This window comes from Aquabacterium sp. UBA2148 (genome assembly GCF_002328915.1).
In the GTDB taxonomy this organism is placed as follows: domain Bacteria; phylum Pseudomonadota; class Gammaproteobacteria; order Burkholderiales; family Burkholderiaceae_C; genus Aquabacterium; species Aquabacterium parvum.
The window spans coordinates 1-6,176 of the sequence record NZ_DCXA01000320.1 but is presented as its reverse complement, the minus strand read 5'-3'; the positions used below and the strand labels follow the sequence as shown (position 1 = coordinate 6,176).

General features: G+C 63.1%; 5 protein-coding genes. 3 read left to right on the top strand and 2 right to left on the bottom strand.

The features are described from left to right. Positions 1–3,005: carbamoyl-phosphate synthase large subunit (carB, locus tag B2W70_RS17880; RefSeq protein WP_286747882.1), on the bottom strand; the 3,005-nt coding region annotated here is incomplete at its 3' end. Positions 3,006–3,092: 87 nt separating this feature from the next. Then, the gene (carA, locus tag B2W70_RS17875) at positions 3,093–4,265 is read right to left on the bottom strand and encodes a glutamine-hydrolyzing carbamoyl-phosphate synthase small subunit (RefSeq protein WP_286747880.1); all 1,173 of its coding nucleotides are present in this window, start codon (positions 4,263–4,265) and stop codon (positions 3,093–3,095) included. Between the two features lie 274 nt (positions 4,266–4,539). Here carA and bfr point away from each other — a divergent pair, with 274 nt between their 5' ends. The 3 genes from bfr (at position 4,540) to B2W70_RS17860 (ending at position 6,021) form a co-directional block, all read left to right on the top strand. Further along, positions 4,540–5,019, top strand: a complete 480-nt coding sequence (bfr, locus tag B2W70_RS17870) for a bacterioferritin (RefSeq protein WP_058085982.1) — start codon at positions 4,540–4,542, stop codon at positions 5,017–5,019. A 108-nt stretch (positions 5,020–5,127) separates the two neighbouring features. Beyond that, positions 5,128–5,358 carry a (2Fe-2S)-binding protein gene (locus B2W70_RS17865; RefSeq protein WP_286747878.1) on the top strand — a complete coding sequence of 77 codons (231 nt, stop codon included), beginning with the start codon at positions 5,128–5,130 and terminating at the stop codon, positions 5,356–5,358. A gap of 144 nt (positions 5,359–5,502) precedes the next feature. Then, positions 5,503–6,021, top strand: coding sequence for a hypothetical protein (locus tag B2W70_RS17860; protein ID WP_286747876.1), 519 nt, complete (start codon positions 5,503–5,505; stop codon positions 6,019–6,021). The last annotated feature ends 155 nt before the right edge of the window (positions 6,022–6,176 follow it).

Genomic DNA, 6,176 nt, shown 5'->3' with positions numbered 1-6,176 from the left:
CCAGCCGCCGCGATGGCGGCCGCGGTGCCCTTGGTGGCCACGACGCTGAAACCCAGGGCCACCAGGTCACGGGCCACGCCCACGGCGCGCTGCTTGTCGCCGTCCTTGACGGAGATGCAGACCGTGCCCTTGGTGGGCAGGCGCGAGCCAGCCCCCAGCTGAGACTTCAGCATGGCTTCACCGAAGGTCTCGCCCACGCCCATGACTTCGCCGGTCGAACGCATTTCAGGGCCGAGGACGGGGTCCACACCCGGGAACTTGTTGAACGGGAAAACGGCTTCCTTGACGGTGAAGTAAGGCGGCACGACTTCGCGCGGGGCCTTGCCGTCGGGCGACTTCTGCGTGTTCAGCTTCTGGCCGGCCATGCAACGTGCGGCGATCTTGGCCAGGGGCTGGCCGGTGGCCTTGGACACATAAGGCACGGTGCGCGAGGCACGCGGGTTGACTTCGAGCACGTAGACGGTGGCCTCAGACAGGCCCTTGGTCACGTCGCCCTGGATGGCGAACTGCACGTTCATCAGGCCGACCACGTTGAGGGCCTTGGCCATCAGGGCGGTCTGGCGACGCAGCTCGTCTTGCAGCTCGGCGCTCAGGGTGTACGGAGGCAGAGAACAGGCCGAGTCACCAGAGTGCACGCCAGCTTGCTCGATGTGCTCCATGATGCCGCCGATCATCGTGTCGACGCCATCGCTGATGCAGTCGACGTCCACTTCGACCGCGTCGTTGAGGAAGCGATCCAGCAGCACGGGCGACTTTTCAGACACGCGCACGGCTTCGCGCATGTAGCGCTCGAGGTCCTTGTCGCCATGGACGATTTCCATGGCGCGCCCGCCCAGCACGTACGAGGGGCGCACCACCAGCGGGTAGCCGATCTCGTTGGCCAGCTTGATGGCGTCGTCTTCGTTGCGCGCGGTGCGGTTGGGCGGCTGCTTCAGACCCAGCTTGTGCAGCAGGGCCTGGAAGCGCTCGCGGTCTTCCGCGATGTCGATGCTGTCGGGCGTGGTGCCGATGATGGGCACGCCGTTGGCTTCGAGGTCCAGCGCGAGCTTCAGCGGAGTTTGACCGCCGTACTGCACGATCACGCCGACCGGCTTTTCCTTGGCCACGATTTCCAGCACGTCTTCCAGCGTCACGGGCTCGAAGTACAGGCGGTCGGACGTGTCGTAGTCGGTCGAGACGGTCTCGGGGTTGCAGTTGACCATGATGGTCTCGTAGCCGTCTTCGCGCATGGCGAGGGCGGCGTGGACGCAGCAGTAGTCGAACTCGATGCCCTGACCGATGCGGTTCGGGCCACCGCCCAGCACCATGATCTTCTTCTTGTCGGTGGGCTCGGCCTCGCACTCGCCGCCTTCGTTCTCGTAGCACGAGTACATGTAGGCGGTCTGCGTGGCGAACTCGGCCGCGCAGGTGTCGACGCGCTTGTAGACCGGGCGCACGCCCATGGCATGGCGAGCCTTGCGCACGGCGTGTTGGTCGGTGCCCATCAGCTTGGCCAGGCGGCGGTCTGAGAAGCCCTTCTTCTTCAGGTAACGCAACTCTTCGGCGCTCAGCGATTCCAGCTTGCGCGCCTTGACGTCGGTTTCCGTCTTGACGATGTCTTCGATCTGAGCGAGGAACCAGGGATCGACCTTGGTTTCTTCGAAGATTTCATCGAGGCTCATGCCGATGCGGAAGGCATCGCCCAGGAAGCGGATGCGTTCGGGGCCAGGCTCGCCGATTTCCTGGATGATCTCTTCGCGGTCGTTGCTGATCTCGCTCAGGCCGTCGATGCCGGTTTCCAGGCCGCGCAGGGCCTTCTGGAAGGATTCCTGGAAGGTGCGGCCCATGGCCATCACCTCGCCCACGGACTTCATCTGCGTCGTCAGGCGGGAGTCGGCGGCGGGGAACTTCTCGAAAGCGAAACGCGGGATCTTGGTGACCACGTAGTCGATCGAAGGCTCGAACGATGCGGGCGTGGCGCCACCAGTGATGTCGTTCTTGAGCTCGTCGAGCGTGTAGCCCACCGACAGCTTGGCCGCGATCTTGGCGATCGGGAAGCCCGTGGCCTTCGAAGCCAGCGCGGAAGAACGCGACACGCGCGGGTTCATCTCGATGACGACCATGCGGCCGTCCGCCGGGTTGATGGAGAACTGCACGTTGGAGCCGCCGGTTTCAACGCCGATCTCGCGCAGGATGGCGATGGAGGCGTTGCGCAGCAGCTGGTACTCGCGGTCGGTCAGCGTCTGAGCCGGGGCCACGGTGATCGAGTCACCGGTATGGATGCCCATCGGGTCCAGGTTCTCGATCGAGCACACGATGATGCAGTTGTCCGCCTTGTCGCGGACCACTTCCATCTCGTATTCCTTCCAGCCAATGAGCGACTCTTCGATGAGCAGCTCGTTGGTGGGCGACAGGTCGATGCCGCGCTTGCAGATCTCTTCGAACTCTTCGGGGTTGTAGGCAATGCCGCCGCCGGTGCCACCCAGCGTGAAGCTGGGGCGGATCACCATCGGGAAGCCCGAGCCGCCGATTTCGGCCTGGATGCTCTTTTGCACCGCCCAGGCTTCTTCCAGCGAGTGGGCGATGCCCGACTTGGCCGAGCCCAGGCCGATGGAGGTCATCGCGTCCTTGAACTTCAGGCGGTCTTCGGCCTTCTCGATCGCGTGCTCGTTGGCACCGATCATCTCGACCTTGTACTTGTCGAGCACGCCGTGCTTGTGCAGGTCGAGGGCGCAGTTCAGCGCGGTCTGGCCACCCATGGTCGGCAGGATCGCGTCGGGGCGCTCTTTGGCGATGATGCGCTCGACCACCTGCCAGGTGATGGGCTCGATGTAGGTGACGTCCGCCGTGCTCGGGTCCGTCATGATGGTCGCCGGGTTGCTGTTGACCAGGATGACCTTGTAGCCCTCTTCGCGCAGGGCCTTGCAGGCCTGGGCGCCGGAGTAGTCGAATTCGCAGGCCTGACCGATGATGATCGGGCCGGCGCCGATGATGAGGATGCTCTTGATGTCTGTGCGCTTAGGCATGTTGTGTCTCCTGCCGAGCCGCCTCAAAGGAGGCACGCTCCCCCTTGGGGGGATGCGAAGCGGCAAAGCCGCAAGCTTGGGGGCTAATCATTCTTTCTCCATCAGCGCCGTGAAACGATCGAACAGGTAGCTGATGTCATGCGGTCCGGGCGAGGCTTCCGGGTGACCCTGGAAGCAGAAAGCGGGCTTGTCGGTGCGGGCCAGGCCTTGCAGCGTGCCGTCGAACAGCGAGATGTGCGTGGCACGCAGGTTGGCGGGCAGCGTCTTCTCGTCGACAGCGAAACCGTGGTTCTGGCTGGTGATGCTCACGCGGCCGTTGTCCAGGTCTTTCACAGGGTGGTTGCCGCCGTGGTGACCGAAGGGCATCTTGTAGGTCTTGGCGCCCGAAGCCAGGGCCATGATCTGGTGACCCAGGCAGATGCCGAAGGTCGGGATGCCGGTTTCGATCAGTTCCTTGGCCGCAGCAATCGCGTAGTCGCAAGGCTCCGGGTCCCCGGGGCCGTTGGACAGGAAGATGCCATCGGGCTTGTGCTTGAGCACTTCGGCAGCCGGCGTCTTGGCGGGCACCACGGTGACCTTGCAGCCTCGCTCGGCCAGCATGCGCAGGATGTTGCGCTTGACGCCGAAGTCATAGGCCACGACGTGGAACTTCGGAGCGATCTGTTTGCCGAAGCCTGGCTTGCCACCCAGTTCGGGGTTGGCGAGCTTCCACTCGGTCTCGTCCCACACCACGGAATCGGTGCGCGAGACAACCTGGGCCAGGTCCTGGCCGGCCATGTTCGGCGCGGCCTTGGCTTTGGCCACCGCGTCGGCGATGACCGCGTCGGTGACGTCCTGACCAGCGGCCAGGGCGACGATGCAACCGTTCTGAGCGCCCTTGGAGCGCAGGATGCGCGTCAGCTTGCGGGTGTCGATGTTGGCGATGCCGACCGTGCCTTCGTCCTGCAGGTATTGCGAGAGGGTGCGGGTCTGACGGAAGTTGGAAGTGCGGATGGGCAGATCCTTGATGATCAGACCAGCGGCATGGACTTTCGTGGCTTCGACGTCTTCACCGTTGACACCGTAGTTGCCGATGTGCGGATACGTCAGGGTGACGATCTGGCGGCAGTAGCTGGGGTCGGTGAGGATTTCCTGATAGCCGGTGATCGAGGTGTTGAACACCACTTCACCGACTGTGTGACCGGCAGCGCCGATCGAAGTGCCAAGAAAGACCGTGCCGTCTGCGAGGGCCAGAAGAGCTTGGGGCAGGACGGGCAGCACGGGTTCGTTCTCCGTTTGTTGTGCGCGCCTGGCTCGCCGTTTGCTTGAGACACCGTCAACGTGCAACAGCACATGGCCGGGACACGGACGCGACAAAAGCAAGGCCGATCATGTACATGCCAGATCGGCGCGGTTTCGCCAGACGGGGGGATGGTTGCGGGTAAACCTTAGAAGTATAACCGATCCGACCTGTTGGCATGTGCGCACGACATGTGGCACATGCCCTGCCCTGGTTCACAATGAGGCCCATCCTGACCCACCACGCGAGGACACCATGAAGGGCGACGCCAAGGTCATCGAGCTGCTCAATGCGCAGCTCAAGAATGAACTCACCGCAACCAACCAGTACTTCCTGCACTACCGCATGCTCAAGCACTGGGGCTTTGCCAAGCTGGCCAAGAAAGAGTACGAAGAATCGATCGGCGAGATGAAGCACGCCGACAAGCTGATGGAGCGCATCTTCACGCTGGATGGCCTGCCCAACCTGCAGGACCTGGGCAAGCTGCTCATCGGCGAGGACGTGCCCGAGCTGCTGGCCTGCGACCTCAAGCTCGAGACCGCTGCCCAGGCCACCGTCAAGGAAGGCATCGCCTACTGTGAATCGGTGCGCGATTACGTCTCCCGTGACCTGTTCCAGCACATCTTGGACGACACCGAGGAGCACATCGATTTCCTCGAGACCCAGATCGACTTGATCGCCAAAGTTGGCGTTCAGAACTACCTGCAATCCATCATGGGTGAAATCGAAGGCTGAGGAACCAGGCGACGGCTGGCGGCTCGGATCCCCTTGATCGGGGTCCGGGCTTGGCCAAGGGCTTGTGCTGCGAATCATTCGCATCTATCATGCGACTCATTCTCATTCGTGAGCCCCAATTCCGTCATGATCGTCTGCGTCTGCCACGCCATCTCCGACAAGGAAATCGTCAAGCAAGCCAACATGGGCTGCGGCTCCTTCGATGCCCTCCAGGACCGCACGCGTGTGGCCACCTGCTGCGGGTGCTGTGAGACCTGCGCCCGAGAAGTCTTTGACGAAGCCCGCCAAGCTGGCAGCAAGTTGATTCCGATTGCGCGGATGTCTGTCGCCACCGTCTGAGCGCACACCATACGTAACAAGTCGTGAACAGTCCACGGAAACGGGCCCTCGAGGCCCGTTTTTTACGGGTGTACCCTGCTCAAGGGCTCCCTAGGATGGTCGATGTCCAGTACGAGACGCGCTCAAAGGCGCAGCGAGGGCACGATGGCATCCTTTTTCTACTCCAACGACGAGTCTGCACAGGTTGACACGCAGGGACGCAAACGCGCCTTGTCCAACCCGACGCAATTGCCTCACGACGCCCCTGTGGACCTGAGTGGCTCTGCCGCGAGGCGGGTCGGCGTCACACCTCCGGCCCAGTTTGCGCCCGCCCAGCCTCTGTGGAAGAGCTGGTGCCAGGGTTTGTGGAACTGGCTGTGGGACAACGGCGAATCGCCGCGCCCTCCGTCTTCGGCCAATGGCCTGCGCGCCATCAAGACAGAGTTCGTTGCTTCCTTGTGGGACCTCCAGTCGCTGCGCGCCAACCAGGTGCGTGACCAGATCGAAACCTCGCGTTCGCTGCGTGAACTCTGGCACCTGCGCGCCGACGTATTCAAGGTGATCTCCACGCACCGCGGGCAAATCGAGGCGCAGTTGCGCCTGGACGCCCTGGACAGCCACTTCCCGGTGCGCGCTTCCCCCAGGGCAGAAGATGGCCGCAGTGCAAAGGTGACAACCTGGTAATTGGTCGGTGAGGATGTCCAGGCGACGCCCGGCACAGCCGCGCGCGTAGCACAATGTCGAGCTGGACACCCGACCGCCCCATGAACATCATCATCCTGGACGACTATCAGGACGCCGTCCGAAAACTGCCATGTGCCTCCCGGCTTGACGGCTTG

Excerpts from the sequence above, each read along its gene's own strand:
- bfr (WP_058085982.1), top strand. The coding sequence starts at position 4,540 with ATGAAGGGCGACGCCAAGGTCATCGAGCTGCTCAATGCGCAGCTCAAG.
- B2W70_RS17860 (WP_286747876.1), top strand. The coding sequence starts at position 5,503 with ATGGCATCCTTTTTCTACTCCAACGACGAGTCTGCACAGGTTGACACG.